The following is a 15,221-nucleotide window of genomic DNA, read 5'->3' as shown; positions in this document are numbered from 1 at the left end:
GCTGCGCGACTGACGGCCGATGTCAGGCGAGTTCGGGCAGCCGCCCGCGCAGCCGTCGCGCGGCGTCGGCGGGGTCGTCCGCCTCGGTGATGGCGCGGACGACCACGATCCGGCGCGCCCCGGCATCCGCGACCTCGTCGACCGTGCGGTGATCGATCCCGCCGATCGCGAACCACGGGAGCACGGCGCCGTCGCGGACATCAGCCTCGGCCGCCGCGCGCACGAGCTCGAGACCGACGCCAGGGCGCCCCGGCTTGGTCGGCGTGGCCCACACCGGACCGACGCAGAAGTAGCCGAGATCGGTCTCGGCCCGCGCGGCATGCAGCTGGGCGGCGTCGTGGGTCGAGAGCCCGAGCGCGACACCGTCGCCGACCACCTGCCGCGCGTCAGGCCGCGGGAGGTCGCCCTGCCCGAGGTGCAGGACGGGGGACGCCGCGGTGGCGGCGATGTCGGCGCGATCGTTGACGGCCCAGAGCCTGCCGTGACGCTCGGCGACCTCGCGCAGGATGCCCAGGAACTCCAGCTCCTCGGCCGCCTCGAGCCGTTTGTCGCGCAACTGGATGATGTCGACCCCGCCCGAGAAGGCGGCGTCGACGAAGTCGGCGAAGTCTGCACGGTCGCGGCGGGCGTCCGTGCAGAGGTACAGCTGGGCGTTCGAGAGGAGCACCCGGCGAGTGTATCGACGTCCGCGGACGTCGTCGTCATCGGCGCCGGCGTGATCGGCCTCGCGATCGCCTGGGAACTCGTGCGTGCCGGCCGCGATGTGCGGATCATCGATCCGTCGCCGGCATCCGGCGCGACATATGCCGCAGCGGGCATGATCGCTCCGATCAGCGAAGAGCGGCTCACCGAACCGGCGCTGCACGCACTGGCCGTGGCGTCGGCATCCCGTTATCCGGCGTTCGTCGCGACGCTCCCTGACGCGTGCGGTTACGAGGATGCCGCGACGCTGCTCGTCGCGGTCGACGACGCCGATCGTCGGATGCTGGACGACGTGGCCGCGCGGCATCCGGATCGGGTCGAGCATCTCACCACGCGCGAAACCAGACGCCTCGAGCCGCTGCTGGGGCCGCGGCTGTCTGCGGTGCGCCGGGTGCACGAGCACCGCATCGATCCGCGTGCGCTGGCGGCGCGGCTGCGGGCGGTGCTCGGCGACCGCATCGTCCGAAAGCGGGCCACCGGCCTCCGGCGCGCGGACACGGCATCCCCCGTGACCGGCGTCGACTTCGCCGACGGCACCGCGATCTCCGCCTACGAGGTCGTCGTCGCCGCGGCGCTGGGTTCCACTGATATCGCAGGGATGCCGGCCGATCTGCGCCTGCGCCCCGTGTACGGCGACATCCTGCGCCTGGGCATTCCCGACCACCTGCGGCCGCTTCTCGCCCACACGGTTCGAGCACACGTGCGCGGCGCGTCGGTCTACCTCGTACCCCGGCGCGACGGAACGGTCGTGATCGGCGCGACGCAGCGCGAGCACGGCGGCCCGGCCGTGTCGGCCGGCGGCGTGTACGAGCTCCTGCGGGATGCCGCGATCGCCGTCCCCGCGGTGGCGGAACTCACCCTGCACGAGGTCACCGCGCGGCCGCGCCCGGTGACGCCGGACAACGCACCGCTGCTCGGCCGCGCCGCGCCAGGGCTGATCATCGCAACAGGATTCGGTCGGCACGGTGTCATGCTCGCGCCGATCGCGGCCGCCGCTGTCCGTGCGCTGGTGGTGGGCGATGCGCCGCCGGCGATCGAGTCCTTCAGGCCGGACCGCTTCACCGGCGCGCCCGGATCGGATGCGCCGGGGCCTCCCGTCGCCGCCGTATCCGATGCCGAGCCCCGTGTCCCGCACTTCCCGTCGACCCACCGTGCACACCCGACCGAATCCCTGGAGACTTCATGACCGACATTCTGCTCAACGGCGCGCCAGCCCAGGCCGCCGGCACCGTGACCGACCTGGTCGCCGAGCTCATCGGGCGAGACATCGGCCAGGACGGCACCGCGACAGACGGATCACCGCTCGGCATCGCGGTCGCCGTCAACGCCGTCGTCGTCCCGCGGAGCCGCTGGGGCGATGCGTCGCTGACCGAGGGCGACGAGGTCGAGGTCCTCACGGCGGTGCAGGGTGGTTGACACGATCGATGACCCGTTCGAGGTGGCGGGGGTCGCGCTCGGCTCGCGGCTCATCATGGGCACCGGCGGAGCCGAGAGCCTCGCCGACCTGGACGACGCCCTCGTCGCCAGCGGCACAGAACTGACCACGGTCGCCGTCCGACGCTTCAGCCCTGGCGAGGGAACCGCGTTGTATCCGATGATCGCCGAGCGCGGCATCCGGCTGCTGCCGAACACGGCCGGATGCTTCACCGCACGCGAGGCGGTGCTCACCGCCGAACTCGCCCGCGAGGCGTTCGAAACCGACTGGATCAAGCTCGAGGTGATCGCGGACGAGGACACGCTTCTACCGGATGCGATCGAACTCGCGGACGCGACCGAGCAGCTCGTGCAACGGGGCTTCTCGGTGTTCGCGTACACGAACGACGACCCCGCGCTGGCGCTGAGGCTCGAACAGCGGGGAGCCGCAGCCGTCATGCCGCTGGGGGCGCCGATCGGCACCGGCCTCGGCATCCTGAACCCGCACAACATCGAACTGATCGTGTCGCGCGCGTCCGTGCCGGTGGTGCTGGATGCCGGCATTGGAACGGCCTCGGATGCCGCGTTCGCCATGGAACTCGGTTGCGATGCCGTGCTGCTGGCCACCGCGATCACACGAGCCGACCGCCCGGCGCGGATGGCGGAGGCGTTCCGTCACGCGGTGATCGGCGGACGCCTGGCGGCGCGGTCCGGGCGGATTCCGCGCCGCGAGCACGCTCTCGCATCGTCGCCGATGAGCGGGCGGCCGGATCTGTGAGCGGTCCACTCATCGCGCCGGGCGGAGCGCTCGACGCCGCCGCCCGCACCCGGTACGCGCGGCAGATCGCGCTGCCGGGGTTCGGCGAGATCGGTCAGAGCCGTCTCGCGGCCGCACGCGTGCTCGTGATCGGTGCGGGCGGCCTCGGGACCCCGGCGCTGGCAGCGCTCGCCGGTGCCGGCGTCGGGACGATCGGGATCGTCGACGACGATGTCGTCGAGGTCGCCAACCTGCATCGGCAGCTGCTGCACGGCACCGGCGATCTCGGTCGGGCGAAGACTTCCTCCGCGTCCGAAGCGATGCGCGAGATCAACCCGGACGTGCAGGTGCGCGAGCACCGGGAGAGGCTGAGCGCGTCTAATGCCGAGCGCCTCTTCGGCGACTACGACATCGTGGTCGACGGTTCGGACAATTTTGCCACGCGGTACGTCGTCGCGGACGCCGCCGAGCGACGCGGCATCCCGACCGTGTGGGGCGCGGTGCTCGGTTTCACCGGGCAGGTCGCCGTGTTCTGGCCGCCGCACGGCCCCGGCTATCGCGACCTTCATCCCGACGTGCCCGACGAGGCGGGAACGTGCGCGACCGGCGGCGTGCTCGGCATGGTGTGCCATGCGATCGGTGCGCTGATGGCCGCCGAGACCGTCAAGCTCATCACCGGCATCGGTGCGCCCCTGATCGGGCGGCTGATGCTCTTCGACGCGTCGGATGCGACCTGGCGCACGCTCGAGGTCGTGGCGGACCCGGGGCGCGACTCCGGGTCGGCGGGTGGTTCCGGATGGCGATCGGATGCCGTGGAGGCGCCGCCGATTTCACCCGTCGATCCGGGGACCGCGCCCGCCGCGGTCACGCCATCGGCGCTCGCCGCCGAACTCGCCGGCGTTCGCGTTCCAGTCGTGATCGATGTCCGCGAACCTCTCGAGACGGACGGAATCCTGACCGGATCGCTGCGGATTCCGCTGGCCGATGTGGAGGCAGTCGCGCTGGACGATCTCGACCGGACGGCTCCGGTCGTGACCGTGTGCGCCTCGGGCGGGCGGGCCCGGCGAGCGGCGGAGGTGCTGTCCGCGCGCGGGTTCCACGACGTGCGCTGGCTCGCCGGTGGTGTCGTCGCCGTGCGGTGACCGCGGTCGGGTCGTGGCGGGTGTTCCGACGCAGCGGCGCAGTCGGCGTCAGATCAGGCGGCGCAGCGCCTCTTCCAACGGCACGCCCTGTGCGTCGGCGCGGTCGCGCAGTCGCGCGTGCTCGTCCGGCGTGAGAGAGATGCGAAGCTCGATCGCGTCGACCGCGGGGGAGTCGAGCCCCGCGAGCAGATCGGATGCCTCGGCCCACAGCGGCGCGGCCAGCGATGCCGCCGCGGCAGGGGACGGAGCGGATGCTGCGGCTGCCGCCGCGGTGTCGACAGCGGAGGCGGGCGCCGGTTCCCGAGGCGGGGCGGAGTTCGTCGCGTCCGCGCCGGATGCCGGGCTCGTCGCGCCCGAAACGATCGCCGCTGCACCGGCGACGGCGGCCCCGGCGTCCGTCGCACGGGTGAAGCCCGGTCCGCGGCGCGGCTCGATCTTCGCCTGATACGCCTTCGCCGCGGCGTTGGCGCGTTCGTCGGCGGCCTCGTTCAGAGCGTGCCCGGCGTGCCCCTTCACCCACGAGAACGACACGTCGCGCCCGCGCATCGCCTCATCCAGCGCCTCCATGAGGTCGCGGTTGAGCACGGGGCCGCCGTCCGACTTGCGCCAGCCGCGGCGCTTCCACCCCGGCATCCATTTGGTGATCGAGTCGATGACGTACTTGCTGTCGCACTCGATGACGAGCTTCTCGTCCGTGCCGGCCGTGGCGCGCAGCAGTTCGAGCACGGCCTGCAGCTCGCCCTGGTTGTTGGTGCCGTGCGGCGAGCCGCCCGCAGCCCAGTTCGCGTCGTCGATGTACCAGGCCCAGCCGTTGGGGCCCGGGTTGCCCAGCGCGGAGCCGTCTGCGGCGGCGGTGATCGTCATCCTTCGAGCGTAGCCGCGCGCGGGGTGCGGCTCGGGCGTGGCGGATCAGGCGCGGCGGAACGTGTAATAGCCGGCCACGGCGCCGTGATTGACGACGCCCTCGCCGGTGCCGAAGATGCGCGCGGACGTCGTCGCCCCGCTCTCCACGAACGTGTACCCGGTGTGCTCGAGACGCCAGCCGATCTTCTCGACCTCGCCGAGGAAGTAGCCGACGGTGTCATCCGTCGACATCATGTTGCCCGCTGATCCCCACGACGAAGACTCGCCCGTGAGCAGGCTCACGTCCAACTGCAGATGCAGCAGCACGTCGCCGCGCGTGCGGGCGTCCTTGGCGTGCTGCAGGAGCCGATTGGCGGCGTCGGCTGTGGGCATGGGTCCCCCTCGGTCTGGATCGGATCGGTCGCGATCGGCACCAGCGTAGCCGGGTCAGCCCCACTCGATCGCGATGACGGTGGTGCGCTGGATTCCGTCGTCCAGCGCCGTCTCGAATCGCACCGGCATCCCTGGGTGAGCGACCGAGAACCAGAAGGTGGCAGGCTCGGCATCCGGGGTCTCGCGCACGTCGTAGCGCAGGCAGTCCACCCGGCCGATCGGCAGGTCGAGCGCTTCGGTCGAGAGCACCGTGCGATCGGACGGGAAGGCGGCGTGCCGCTGCAGGTCGGTCCACGCGACGCGGCTGCTGGTGATCTCGCCGTCGACGATCCCCGTCGGACCGGCTGTCCAGCGATCGAGGGTGGCGCCTTCGGCATCCGTCTCGCGGAACTTGTTCACGCGGATCGTCCGCGTCCCGTCCGGGTTCTCGACCTCGATCCGGATGGTCTTGCCGCCGCCGGTCGCACGGCGGATCTCGTCCGCCGTGAACGGGGTCGGCAGGAGTCCTGGTCCGAGGAGGTGGGCGTCGGGATCGGCGTCGCTCATGGTGTCATTCTGCCTGTTGGGATACGTGGGGCCGATGATTTCCTCTCGCGTCACCGGATCATCGAGAACAGGAGCAGGCCGGCGCCGATCAGAATCCCGGTGCGCCCTCTTCGGCGAGGAAGGACTCAAGGAGGTCTCGGGCGTCGAGGGCCGCGAACGAACGGCAGTCGTAGAGCGGCCGGCTCTCTTCCTGATCGCGGTACGCATCGACGTAACCGAGCGCCGGGATCTCGAGGAGAAGCGCGTCGAGGTACTGGGCGTCTGCGAGGTCCCAGCTGTTCGAGTGGAAGCAGTACTCGAACGCCGAGATCGACCGCTCTTCGAGAGCAGTGTCGGCCTCATGGATCGCCAGCGCGATGTCGACGGCGGTGTAGTTCGGCGTCCGTGGTGTCAGGTCGACGAAGATGCGTTGGCACAGGCCCTCGCACGGCTTGGCATCGGCGCGGACGCTCGCATCCAGACCGTCCTGCACGTCGGAGATGCGATCAGAGATCTGCCCCAGTGCTTCGTCATCCAGGGACTCCGGGATGCCGAGCACGCTGCACCCCGTCAAGACGGCCAGCGCCGGGAGGAGCAGAAGCAGCCGAGTCGAGTCGCGCGTCACAGAGACATCAGATCACGGATCGGCGCGACCGCGCGCATGCCCCGAGGGCGGGTTACGCGCCGACGATGCGATCGACCGCCTCGCGGAGGAGCGCGCGATCGGTCGCAGTCACGTCGAGTGCGCTGTGGATGCTGAGGCCCTCGATCAGGGCATCGAGCAGCTGTGCAGTCGTCGGATCGAAGTGGCGTTCCAGCACGACGCGACTGCGGATCATCCACGCACTGGTCAGCTCGCGGTAACGGCGGTCGCGCGCCGCGAGCGTGTACAGCTCGTGCGAGAGGACGAGCTCACGGTGACCGGCGAAGACATCCTGCTGGATGAGGTCGACCACGGCATCCTTCGCCTCCTCGCGGGTCATGTCGTGGCCGAGCCTGGCCTCGAAGCCGTCGGCGATCGCGTGGGAGAAGCGCGTGAACGCCGCGCGCAGCAGCTCGTCCATGCCGTCGAAGTGATAGGTCATGGAACCCAGCGGGACGCCCGCAGCCTCGGCCACGCGCCGATGCGTGGTCCCGGCGACACCGCGTTCGGCGATGACGTCGAGACACGCGTCGATGATGCGGTTTCGGCGCTCGGGGTCGTACCGCGGGTTCGCTGCCATCAGATGCTCCGGATGACCCTGGCCGGGTTGCCGACCGCGACGACGTCCGACGGGACGTCCTTGGTCACGACCGACCCGGCCCCGATCACGCTGTTGTCGCCGATCGTCACGCCGGGGCACACGATGACACCGCCGCCGAGCCAGACGTTGTCGCCGATCGTTATCGGCTGTGCCGCCTCCAGCTTGTCGCGCCGCGGCTGCGGATCGACGGGGTGCGTCGGCGTGAGCAGCTGGACGTTCGGCCCGATCTGGCAGTCGGCGCCGATCGTGATCTTCGCCACATCGAGTGCCGTCAGGTTGAAATTGACGAAGGTGCGTGCGCCGATGGAGATGTGTTCGCCGTAGTCGACGAACAGGGGAGGACGGATCACGGCGTCCGGAGCCAGCTCGCCGATGAGGTCCTCGAGCCAGCCGCGGGCGGCAGGGTCCCCCGAGATCACCTGGCGGTGGTACAGATCCGCCAGCCGCGCCGCTCGAGCGGCGCGTTTCTCGATCTCGGGGTCGTCGGCGATGTAGAGGTCGCCGGCCAGCATCCGCTCATGGTTGGTCCGGTCGTCTCCGAGGAAGTAGTCCTGCATGCGTACAACTGTACACATGGTGACACCGGGGAGGCCGATCAGGGAGTCGGCGGTTCGCCGTCGCTGTGTTCGGAGGCCTCCGGTGCCGGAGGCGCGACGGGGAAGACGATCGATTCGACGGAGGCGCCGAGACCGACGCTCAAGGCGTCGATGTCGGATGCCGGGAGGGTATCGACGGCATCCGTTTCGACGGGCTCCCCCGGCAGCGCGGCCCAGGCGCTCTTGTCTTCGGGGCCCTGCGTGAACATTCCCATGGGTCCATTGTCCGCTCGGTCGTCGACTCAATAGTCCGCGATGACGATCTTCTTCTGCGTCATCATCGTGTCGTAGGCGCCGGGGCGCTCCATGAGCTCGCCCATGTTCTCGGGCACGATCTGCCAGCTCACGCCGTAGCGGTCGGCCAGCCAGCCACATTGCTCGGCCTCGGGGACGGCGCTCAGCGCCGCCCAGAGCCGGTCGATCTCCGCCTGATCGGCGCAGCGCACCTCGAGGGAGACGCCGCAGTCGAACGCGTACACCTGCTCGGCTGCGGAGTCCCGCATCGAGAACGGCTGTCCTGCCAGCTGGAACTCACCGAACATGACGTCCTCGACGGCGGCGGGACCGGTCGGTTCGGTGTACTCGGCGATGAAGCCCAGATGGGCGTCGTCGAACAGCGACACGTAGAACTCTGCGGCCTCCTGCGCCTTGCCCTGCACCGGTCCGCTGAACATCAGCTGCGGGATCACGAAGGGCCGCGGCTCCCGCTCCGGCTCGGCCAGAACCAGCTGCCAACTGACACCGAAGCGATCCTCGACCCAGCCGTAGTGACGGCTGAACGGATACTCGTCGAGCTCCATGAGCACACGCCCTCCGGTCGCGAGTCCGGCCCAGGTCTCATCGAGTGCGCGTCGCGCGGCCTCGACATCGTCGTCGAAAGCGAGCGGATCGAAGGTCAGCATGAACGAGATCGACGGGTTCGGCCGGAACTCGGCGCCGGCGTTGATGAGCGCGATGCGGTATCCGTCCACGTCGAGATCGACGACCAGCGTGTCGCCGGCGAAGTCCGCCTGCCACTCGGGGACATCGTCGGGGTAGCGGGCACTGACCCGCGCGCCGGTCTGGGGGAGGACCTCGCTGTAGAAGCCGCCTGCCTCGTCGGCGTTGTGATTGAACCAGAGATTGGGGACGATCTTCTGCGCCATGACTGCTCCGTCGCTCGATGTGCTTCCAGAGTGCGCCAGCGGGGCCGCTGTGGCAAGGGGCGTCTGTCAGGTCAGCCCGCGGAACGGACGGCGTCGACGAGTCGGCGCCACGGACCGACGAGTTCCGGCTCCGGCAGTCGCTGCTCGAGGTGCTGCGCCGGTGTGCGCGCACGGATGCTCCAGACGAAGCGGTCGGCACCGCGTGAGGCGGACCGTGCGGGCTCGTCCTCAGGGGTCGGTTCGGGCGCCGGGGCCTGCTCCGACCCGGGCGTCGGTTCTGGCTCCGGGGTCTTTGCGGGTCCCGGGGTCGATTCGGCGCGCGGGTCGGCCGTCGGCTGGTCGTTCACTGCTGGATGCTCCGGCGCGGCGTCATCCTGCCCTGATGCGTCGTCCGATGCGTGGCCCCACGGGCAGGCATCGACCAGCACGAGCCACCGCTCGACATCGCCGTCGGCCGCTTCCACCTGCCATCGCCTGTGCAGCCCGGCGAAGCCGCCGGTGCGCACGACGACGATGGTCACGACGTCATCGTGGTGCTGAGCGCTCATCCTCGTATACGCCGACCGTCCTCCACGCCGTGCGGACAGCGGTCGTCACCTCCGATTCCTCACCGTACAACTCGGTCGCGGCATCCGCAGTGGCATCTGCGAACGTCAGGAAGTCGGCGGTGCTCGACAGGCCGCCGGTCAGCGCGCGGTACCAGACCTGCCCTGCCCGTTCCCACGCGTGGCCGCCGAGTGCCCGCGCCGTCAGGGCGAAGGCGCGGTTCGGGATGCCCGAATTGATGTGCACCCCGCCGTTGTCTTCGGTCGTGTTCACGAAGTCGCGCATGTGCGCCGGCTGCGGGTCCTTGCCGAGCTCGTCGTCGTCGTATGCGGTGCCCGGCTCGAGCATGGAGCGCAGCGCGCGGCCCTGCACCTCATCGGTGAAGATGCCCTCACCCACCAGCCAGTCGGCCTGCTCGGCGGTCTCGCCGGCGGCGTGCTGCTCGGTGAGCGCTCCGATCACATCCGCGATGGATTCGTTGAGCGCGCCGGACTGGCCCTGATACTCGAGCCCTGCGGTGTGCTGGATGACGCCGTGGGCCAGCTCGTGCCCGATCACGGACAGGGATCCGGTGAAGCCGCGGAACACCTCGCCGTCGCCGTCGCCGAAGACCATGCGCTCGCCGTCCCAGAAGGCGTTGTCGTAGTCGACGCCGTAGTGCACCGTGGCATCGAGCGGGGCGCCGGCATCGTCCAGCGAGTTGCGGGCGAATGCGCCGAGCAGCAGCTCGAATGTCGCGCCGAGTCCGTCGAACGCCTCGTTGACCGAGGCATCCTCGACCGGGCCGTCGTCCTCGGAACGGACGACGACGCCCGGAAGCGTCTCGGTGTTCTGCGCGTCGCTGATCGTGCGGTTCGGCGCATCCGAGAGCTCGGCGACGAGCGAGCCGTCGGCGTCGATCGACAGATTGATGCGCCCGCGGAACGCGGGGCGACCGGCCAGAAGCGTCTGCCGCGCGGCATCGGCGGCATGGGGGAAGCGGCCGGATTCGGCGAGGCGTGCGAGCAGATAGGCGGGAACGATGCCGGGCGATGTTGTGCTCATGACAACGACCGTACGCCGGACCGGGGACATACAGGTGGCTCGCGTAAAATCGGCGTAATGACCGATGCCTCTGACCCCCTGCTGGACTCCGGCATCGACCCCGCAGACCTCGAGACGACTCTGCGCGTGCTCGCCGCGCTGCACGAGATCGATCAGGACCACCCTGATTTCATCACCGTCCGCCGCGCGACGGCGACGATGTTCAAGGCTGCGAAGCGGGTGCGCCGCAAGGAGATCCGCGACGCGATCGCCGAGGCCGACAAGTCGGTCGTCGCCAACACCGCCACTGGTGCACCCGACCGCATCGACGATGAGACGCGAGGTATTCCGCTCGCGGCATCGACAGAGGCGCCCATCGCAGGCACGCTGCTCAAGCCGCGCAACTGCTACATCTGCAAGCAGCCGTACACGGTCGTCGACGCGTTCTACCATCAGCTCTGCCCCGACTGCGCGCGGTTCAGTCACGCCCGGCGCGATGCCCGCACCGACCTCACCGGTCGCCGAGCACTGCTCACCGGTGGACGTGCCAAGATCGGCATGTACATCGCCCTGCGTCTGCTGCGCGACGGCGCACACCTGACGATCACGACACGATTCCCGCGCGATGCGGTTCGTCGGTTCACGTCGCTGCCGGACTCGAGCGACTGGATCCACCGCCTGCGCATCGTCGGCATCGACCTGCGCGACCCGGCGCAGGTGATCGGACTCGCCGACTCGGTCGCCGCTCAAGGACCGCTGGACATCCTCATCAACAACGCCGCGCAGACGGTGCGGCGCTCGCCCGGTGCCTACTCTCTCCTGGCGGATGCCGAGCTGCAGCCTCTCCCCGACGGACCCCTGCCTGAGATGGAGACCTTCGGCCACACCGCCGACCCGCACCCCCAGGCGTTGCAGGCGTCGGTGGACGCGCACCCGCTGCTCTCGGTAGCCGCTCTCGCCGGAACCGTCGCCGAGCAGGGCGGTCAGGCCTTGACCGCCGAAGAGCTCGCGAAGCTCGCCATGGCCCCGGGCTCGTCGTCGCTGGAGAAGCACACCGACGGCACCGCGATCGATGCCGGCGGCCTCGTGCCGGATGTCCAGCGGACGAACAGCTGGGTGCAGTCCGTCGAGCAGGTCGATCCGATCGAGATGCTCGAGGTGCAGCTGGCCAACACGACCGCGCCGTTCCTGCTCATCAGCAGGCTCAGGGCCTCGATGGCGGCATCCGATTTCGACAAGAAGTACGTCGTCAACGTCTCGGCCATGGAGGGGCAGTTCGCGCGCCGCTACAAGGGACCGGGGCATCCGCACACGAATATGGCGAAAGCGGCATTGAACATGCTCACGCGCACGAGCGCCGGCGAGATGTTCGAGACCGACCGGATCCTGATGACCGCGGTCGACACCGGGTGGATCACGGACGAGCGCCCGCACCACACGAAGGTGCGCCTCGCCGAAGAAGGATTCCACGCTCCGCTCGACCTCGTCGACGGCGCCGCACGCGTGTACGACCCGATCGTGCAGGGCGAATCGGGCAACGACCTCTACGGCGTCTTCCTCAAGGACTACAAGCCCAACCCCTGGTGATCGCGGCCTCGGGTTCCGTGATCACACCTGACGATGCTGGATAGCATCGTCAGGTGGACATCATCTCCGCAGCAGCGAACGTCGTCAGCCTGGTGTCCGCGGCCGCTCCAATGGCGCGTCGTGGTGCGATCAGGCGCGAGTTCCAGAGATGCTTCGAGGCGGCCTTGCGACGGGGCCTTGCCGTCCAGAACAAGGACGACAGGGGTTCATCGGCTTCCCTCGTCGTCGCCGCACTGCCGGCGGGCGGCGCCTACCAACTCCTCGTCTCGGAGGACTCGCCGCTGGTCGGCGCCGCCCAAGAAGCCATGTGGGGTCCCATCCTCGCGGAGCACCTGTCCGCTCTCAACGTGCTCACCGACGACGTCGACATCCCACAGCTCGCACGGGACACGGCAGGATCGCTGCGGGAGGAGATCGAACGAGCCGCGCGGCAACCGGGAAACGCCCTCTTCCAGTTGGTCGTCGTTGCACAGCTCACGTCTTCCTCGAGAACACATAATGAGCCCGTTCGCATCGGCGGTGTAACCAATATCTGGGATCTGCCCCTGGCGCCCGAGCCGACAGCGCGCGGTGAGAGCGATGAGATCGAGAGCGTTCTGGCCGAGTCCCCCGTCGCCGTCTTGAGCAGCGGCGCCGGGCTGGGTAAGAGCACCCTGGCATGGTTGGCCGCGCGACGCCGGGCAGATGAGGGTGATCCACCGCTGGTCTGGTGGATGAACGCTTCATCGCGCGAAAGCCTCAGCGCGTCCTGTGATGCTTTGCTGAGGGCACTCGAAATCGTCCCCGGCAACGAGGCTCTGCATCAGGTTCGATCGTTGTTGTCTCAGCATCACCGTTGGTTCATCGTCCTGGATGACGTCAGTGACGGTGACCTCGTGGGCGCTGTGATCCCGAGTGGAGCACAGCCTGGATCGGCGCTGGCGACGACGCGAGACCGCACGCTCCGTTCGCCGGGACGTATGGTGAGTCTCGGTGCCACGGACGAAGTAACGATGGAACGCATTGCGCGGTCGCTTCTGCCATCGTCAGCGGGTACCGGTCAGATCAACGCGATCGTCGGCGCCTGCAGCGGACACCCGCTCGTCCTTGCGACCATCTGCCGTTTCGTCGCGGCCACCGGAGTATCGACTGTTGAACTGAGCGAAATGCTCAGGACCGAGCCGTCGACGGTGCTCTCCGAAACGCTCGGATCGCACTATCCGGTCAGTTTCGCCGAGGTCGTCGCTCGCATGCTCCAGAGCATCGATGACGTCTCGAGCCTGCAAGTGGTGTTGGCCGCGGCAGTCGGTGGTGGACAGCAGATTCCGCAGTCTCTCCTCGAATCCGCACTGCCACTCGCGGCATCCGATATCCGGAAGGGCATGCGCCGTGGCAGTGCACTAGGTCTCATCGAGACGGGTGGCTCGGCGGTCAATTGCCACGCGGTCGTCTCCGACCTGATCCTGGCCGCGCTTCCGGATGCCGCGTCGACAGTTGCCTCTCGGATGCTGGCATCGATCCAGGCGGGTGCATCCGATTCTGACGGATCAGAGCTGCGTCAGCTCGCTGTGATCGCGAATGCTGTGAGTGCGCGGGTCGCCGAGGACGCCGAGGGTGTCGTCTCCACGCACCTGACGCTTGCCGATGCCCTCGCTACCCGGGGTCTCACGCTCAGCGCCGAGGAGCAGATCGACGTCGTCAAGGCACGGCTCCCCGAAGACGCATCCGCGGACCTGATCGGCGAGGTACTGGTCGTCGAGGCGCGCGTGCGGCTGACCGGTGGTGACTATGCGACGGCGATCGACGTGGCGGAGATGGGGATCCGCATGGGTGAGGATGCGCAGCTGATTGGCGTCCAAGCCGCGTGTCTGATCGTGCTCGCGTGGTGCCACGAGAACCTCGGAGACCGTGCTTCCGCGTTGCGCAACGCGGAAGCTGCGGCTGTACTCGTGCCCGATGACCAGGATGTGCTGGCACTGCGTGCGCGCTTCGGCATTCCTGATCGACCGTCGCCGGAGCATGTCGACGGGTACCTCGCGCTGGCGCAGGATCCCGCTGTCGGCGCGTCGTTGCGTGCGCTCAACTTTGGATTGGCCTCGCGTGCCGCGACCCGGCTCGGTCAGAGCGGGGATGCCATCGCCTTCGCCCGTCAGGCGCTGGACCTCGATCGCGCCCAAGTCAGTGGTCGGTCCGTCGACATCGCACGCGATCTGAATGACTTGGGCATGGCGCTCCTCGACGCGGGAGAACTCGACGAGGCCGAGACCGTCTTGCGCGAGTCCATGGGTATCTACGAGGGCGAGAATCCGGGTCATCCGATGGGAGTCCCGCCCCGTATCAATCTCGGGCGCCTGCTCGTTGAGAAGATGAGTCAGTCTGGGGCTGTCGACGAAGCTGTGCTCGACGAGGCGATGCATCTGCTCGAACCAGCGCTGAGCGTGCAACAGATGCAGGCACCCGGCAGCCCAGACCATGCTGCAGTGCTCGTAGCGCTCGCTGACGTCCTCGTATTCCGTGATCGCGAGCGAGCAACGCGCCTCCTGGACGAGGCCTTGCAGATCGATCGGACCGTGTACTCGGACGATCACTACGAGGTCGGTCTTGACGTGCTCAAGCTGATGAGTGTGGACCTGCTCGCCGGCCGACCGGCCGAGGCGCTGCGTGCGTTCAGGATCGTCCGCTCTGCCTTGCCCGAATGGGAAGGGGCCTACCCGAATATCGCGGTGCAACTGCAGTGCCTCCAGGCCGAGGCTCTCATCGAACTCGGCGTGCTCGGCGGGCTTCCGCGCATCGTCAGAAGCCTTAGCCAGCTCGCCGTGGACCCGCGGATTCCGGAGGCCCTTCGACCGTTCGTCGAAAACGCCGTGACCCAGATCGTCTCGGTGATCGAGGATGCCCGAATGGATTGATCAGTGCGCCTGCGCGCTCAGGTTCGCCGTCGCCCAGCGGCCGAGCTGGTCGAGGATCGGCAGCAGCCCGCGCCCGCTCTCGCTGAGCTCGTACGACACCGAGACGGGAGGGCCGGCGTCGACGCTGCGGACGACGAGTCCCGCCTGCGCGAGTTCGGCCAGCCGATCGGACAGCACGGTGTCGCTGATGCCATCGACAGCGCGGCGCAGCGCCGCGAAGGACGCGGCTCCGCCGCCGAGGGTGGCGACGATCATTCCGTTCCACCGCTTGCCGAGCACGCTGAAGGCCAGGGTGACTGCGGTGTCGCAGATCTGGACGCTCACCTCGGACTCGGCCATGTCTCCAGTCTAACGGTGCTAGTCTGTGCGCAGTCGCTAAGAAAAACGGAGCGACTACGAAAAGAGAAAGGACTGCCC

The 15,221-nt window shown here is 68.9% G+C and carries 18 protein-coding genes; 6 read left to right on the top strand and 12 right to left on the bottom strand.

The window, feature by feature from the left end; genetic code table 11:
* Nucleotides 1–22: 22 nt before the first annotated feature.
* Nucleotides 23–667: a thiamine phosphate synthase gene (gene thiE / locus ACI7YT_RS17620; protein WP_406247386.1), complete on the bottom strand. Its 645-nt coding sequence runs from the start codon at nucleotides 665–667 to the stop codon at nucleotides 23–25.
* Between thiE and ACI7YT_RS17615 the strand changes: the two genes are divergently transcribed.
* Genes ACI7YT_RS17615 through ACI7YT_RS17600 form a run of 4 tightly spaced genes read left to right on the top strand, consistent with a single transcriptional unit; the run spans nucleotide 557 to nucleotide 4,014 of the window.
* The gene (locus tag ACI7YT_RS17615) at nucleotides 557–1,888 is read left to right on the top strand and encodes an FAD-dependent oxidoreductase (protein WP_406250622.1); all 1,332 of its coding nucleotides are present in this window, start codon (nucleotides 557–559) and stop codon (nucleotides 1,886–1,888) included. The genes thiE and ACI7YT_RS17615 overlap by 111 nt on opposite strands.
* Entirely contained in the window at nucleotides 1,885–2,118 is a 234-nt protein-coding gene (gene thiS, locus ACI7YT_RS17610; RefSeq protein ID WP_406247385.1) for a sulfur carrier protein ThiS, read from the top strand. Before ACI7YT_RS17615 ends, thiS begins: the two co-directional genes overlap by 4 nt.
* On the top strand, nucleotides 2,111–2,893 hold the full coding sequence (locus ACI7YT_RS17605; RefSeq protein WP_406247383.1) for a thiazole synthase: 783 nt from the start codon (nucleotides 2,111–2,113) through the stop codon (nucleotides 2,891–2,893). The genes thiS and ACI7YT_RS17605 overlap by 8 nt, the downstream gene beginning before the upstream one ends.
* Nucleotides 2,890–4,014, top strand: a complete 1,125-nt coding sequence (locus tag ACI7YT_RS17600) for a ThiF family adenylyltransferase (RefSeq protein ID WP_406247381.1) — start codon at nucleotides 2,890–2,892, stop codon at nucleotides 4,012–4,014. The genes ACI7YT_RS17605 and ACI7YT_RS17600 overlap by 4 nt, the downstream gene beginning before the upstream one ends.
* Before the next feature lie 48 nt (nucleotides 4,015–4,062).
* Here the strand turns inward: ACI7YT_RS17600 and ACI7YT_RS17595 are convergent, their stop codons facing one another.
* From ACI7YT_RS17595 to ACI7YT_RS17550, 10 genes are all read right to left on the bottom strand, one after another.
* Complete coding sequence (locus tag ACI7YT_RS17595; protein ID WP_406247380.1) at nucleotides 4,063–4,878, bottom strand: ribonuclease H; 816 nt, start codon at nucleotides 4,876–4,878, stop codon at nucleotides 4,063–4,065.
* A gap of 45 nt (nucleotides 4,879–4,923) precedes the next feature.
* Nucleotides 4,924–5,250 (bottom strand): hypothetical protein, encoded by a 327-nt coding sequence (locus ACI7YT_RS17590; protein ID WP_406247379.1) that lies wholly within the window; start codon nucleotides 5,248–5,250, stop codon nucleotides 4,924–4,926.
* Between the two features lie 54 nt (nucleotides 5,251–5,304).
* Nucleotides 5,305–5,796, bottom strand: coding sequence for a hypothetical protein (locus ACI7YT_RS17585; RefSeq protein WP_406247377.1), 492 nt, complete (start codon nucleotides 5,794–5,796; stop codon nucleotides 5,305–5,307).
* Nucleotides 5,797–5,884: 88 nt separating this feature from the next.
* Nucleotides 5,885–6,400 (bottom strand): hypothetical protein, encoded by a 516-nt coding sequence (locus tag ACI7YT_RS17580; RefSeq protein ID WP_406247375.1) that lies wholly within the window; start codon nucleotides 6,398–6,400, stop codon nucleotides 5,885–5,887.
* 52 nt (nucleotides 6,401–6,452) lie between these two features.
* On the bottom strand, nucleotides 6,453–6,998 hold the full coding sequence (locus ACI7YT_RS17575) for a TetR/AcrR family transcriptional regulator (RefSeq protein ID WP_406247373.1): 546 nt from the start codon (nucleotides 6,996–6,998) through the stop codon (nucleotides 6,453–6,455).
* Nucleotides 6,998–7,576: a sugar O-acetyltransferase gene (locus ACI7YT_RS17570; RefSeq protein ID WP_406247371.1), complete on the bottom strand. Its 579-nt coding sequence runs from the start codon at nucleotides 7,574–7,576 to the stop codon at nucleotides 6,998–7,000. The genes ACI7YT_RS17575 and ACI7YT_RS17570 overlap by 1 nt, the downstream gene beginning before the upstream one ends.
* Nucleotides 7,577–7,614: 38 nt before the next feature.
* Nucleotides 7,615–7,830 carry a hypothetical protein gene (locus ACI7YT_RS17565; protein ID WP_406247369.1) on the bottom strand — a complete coding sequence of 72 codons (216 nt, stop codon included), beginning with the start codon at nucleotides 7,828–7,830 and terminating at the stop codon, nucleotides 7,615–7,617.
* A 27-nt stretch (nucleotides 7,831–7,857) separates the two neighbouring features.
* Complete coding sequence (locus tag ACI7YT_RS17560) at nucleotides 7,858–8,760, bottom strand: VOC family protein (RefSeq protein ID WP_406247368.1); 903 nt, start codon at nucleotides 8,758–8,760, stop codon at nucleotides 7,858–7,860.
* A gap of 71 nt (nucleotides 8,761–8,831) precedes the next feature.
* Complete coding sequence (locus tag ACI7YT_RS17555; RefSeq protein WP_406247366.1) at nucleotides 8,832–9,281, bottom strand: hypothetical protein; 450 nt, start codon at nucleotides 9,279–9,281, stop codon at nucleotides 8,832–8,834.
* Nucleotides 9,282–9,285: 4 nt separating this feature from the next.
* On the bottom strand, nucleotides 9,286–10,350 hold the full coding sequence (locus ACI7YT_RS17550) for a M4 family metallopeptidase (protein ID WP_406247364.1): 1,065 nt from the start codon (nucleotides 10,348–10,350) through the stop codon (nucleotides 9,286–9,288).
* Nucleotides 10,351–10,407: 57 nt separating this feature from the next.
* On the opposite strand from ACI7YT_RS17550, the gene ACI7YT_RS17545 reads away from it, so the two are divergent.
* Complete coding sequence (locus tag ACI7YT_RS17545) at nucleotides 10,408–11,916, top strand: SDR family NAD(P)-dependent oxidoreductase (protein ID WP_406247362.1); 1,509 nt, start codon at nucleotides 10,408–10,410, stop codon at nucleotides 11,914–11,916.
* Between the two features lie 53 nt (nucleotides 11,917–11,969).
* Entirely contained in the window at nucleotides 11,970–14,804 is a 2,835-nt protein-coding gene (locus ACI7YT_RS17540; RefSeq protein ID WP_406247361.1) for an NB-ARC domain-containing protein, read from the top strand.
* Here the strand turns inward: ACI7YT_RS17540 and ACI7YT_RS17535 are convergent, their stop codons facing one another.
* Nucleotides 14,805–15,143 carry a winged helix-turn-helix transcriptional regulator gene (locus tag ACI7YT_RS17535; protein WP_406247359.1) on the bottom strand — a complete coding sequence of 113 codons (339 nt, stop codon included), beginning with the start codon at nucleotides 15,141–15,143 and terminating at the stop codon, nucleotides 14,805–14,807. It abuts the gene before it with no gap.
* Between the last annotated feature and the right edge of the window lie 78 nt (nucleotides 15,144–15,221).

Origin of the sequence: Microbacterium sp. M (assembly GCF_045181065.1) — a bacterium.
Lineage (GTDB): Bacteria > Actinomycetota > Actinomycetes > Actinomycetales > Microbacteriaceae > Microbacterium.
The sequence above is the reverse complement of the archived record's forward strand: the minus strand, read 5'-3'. Positions and strand labels throughout refer to the sequence as shown.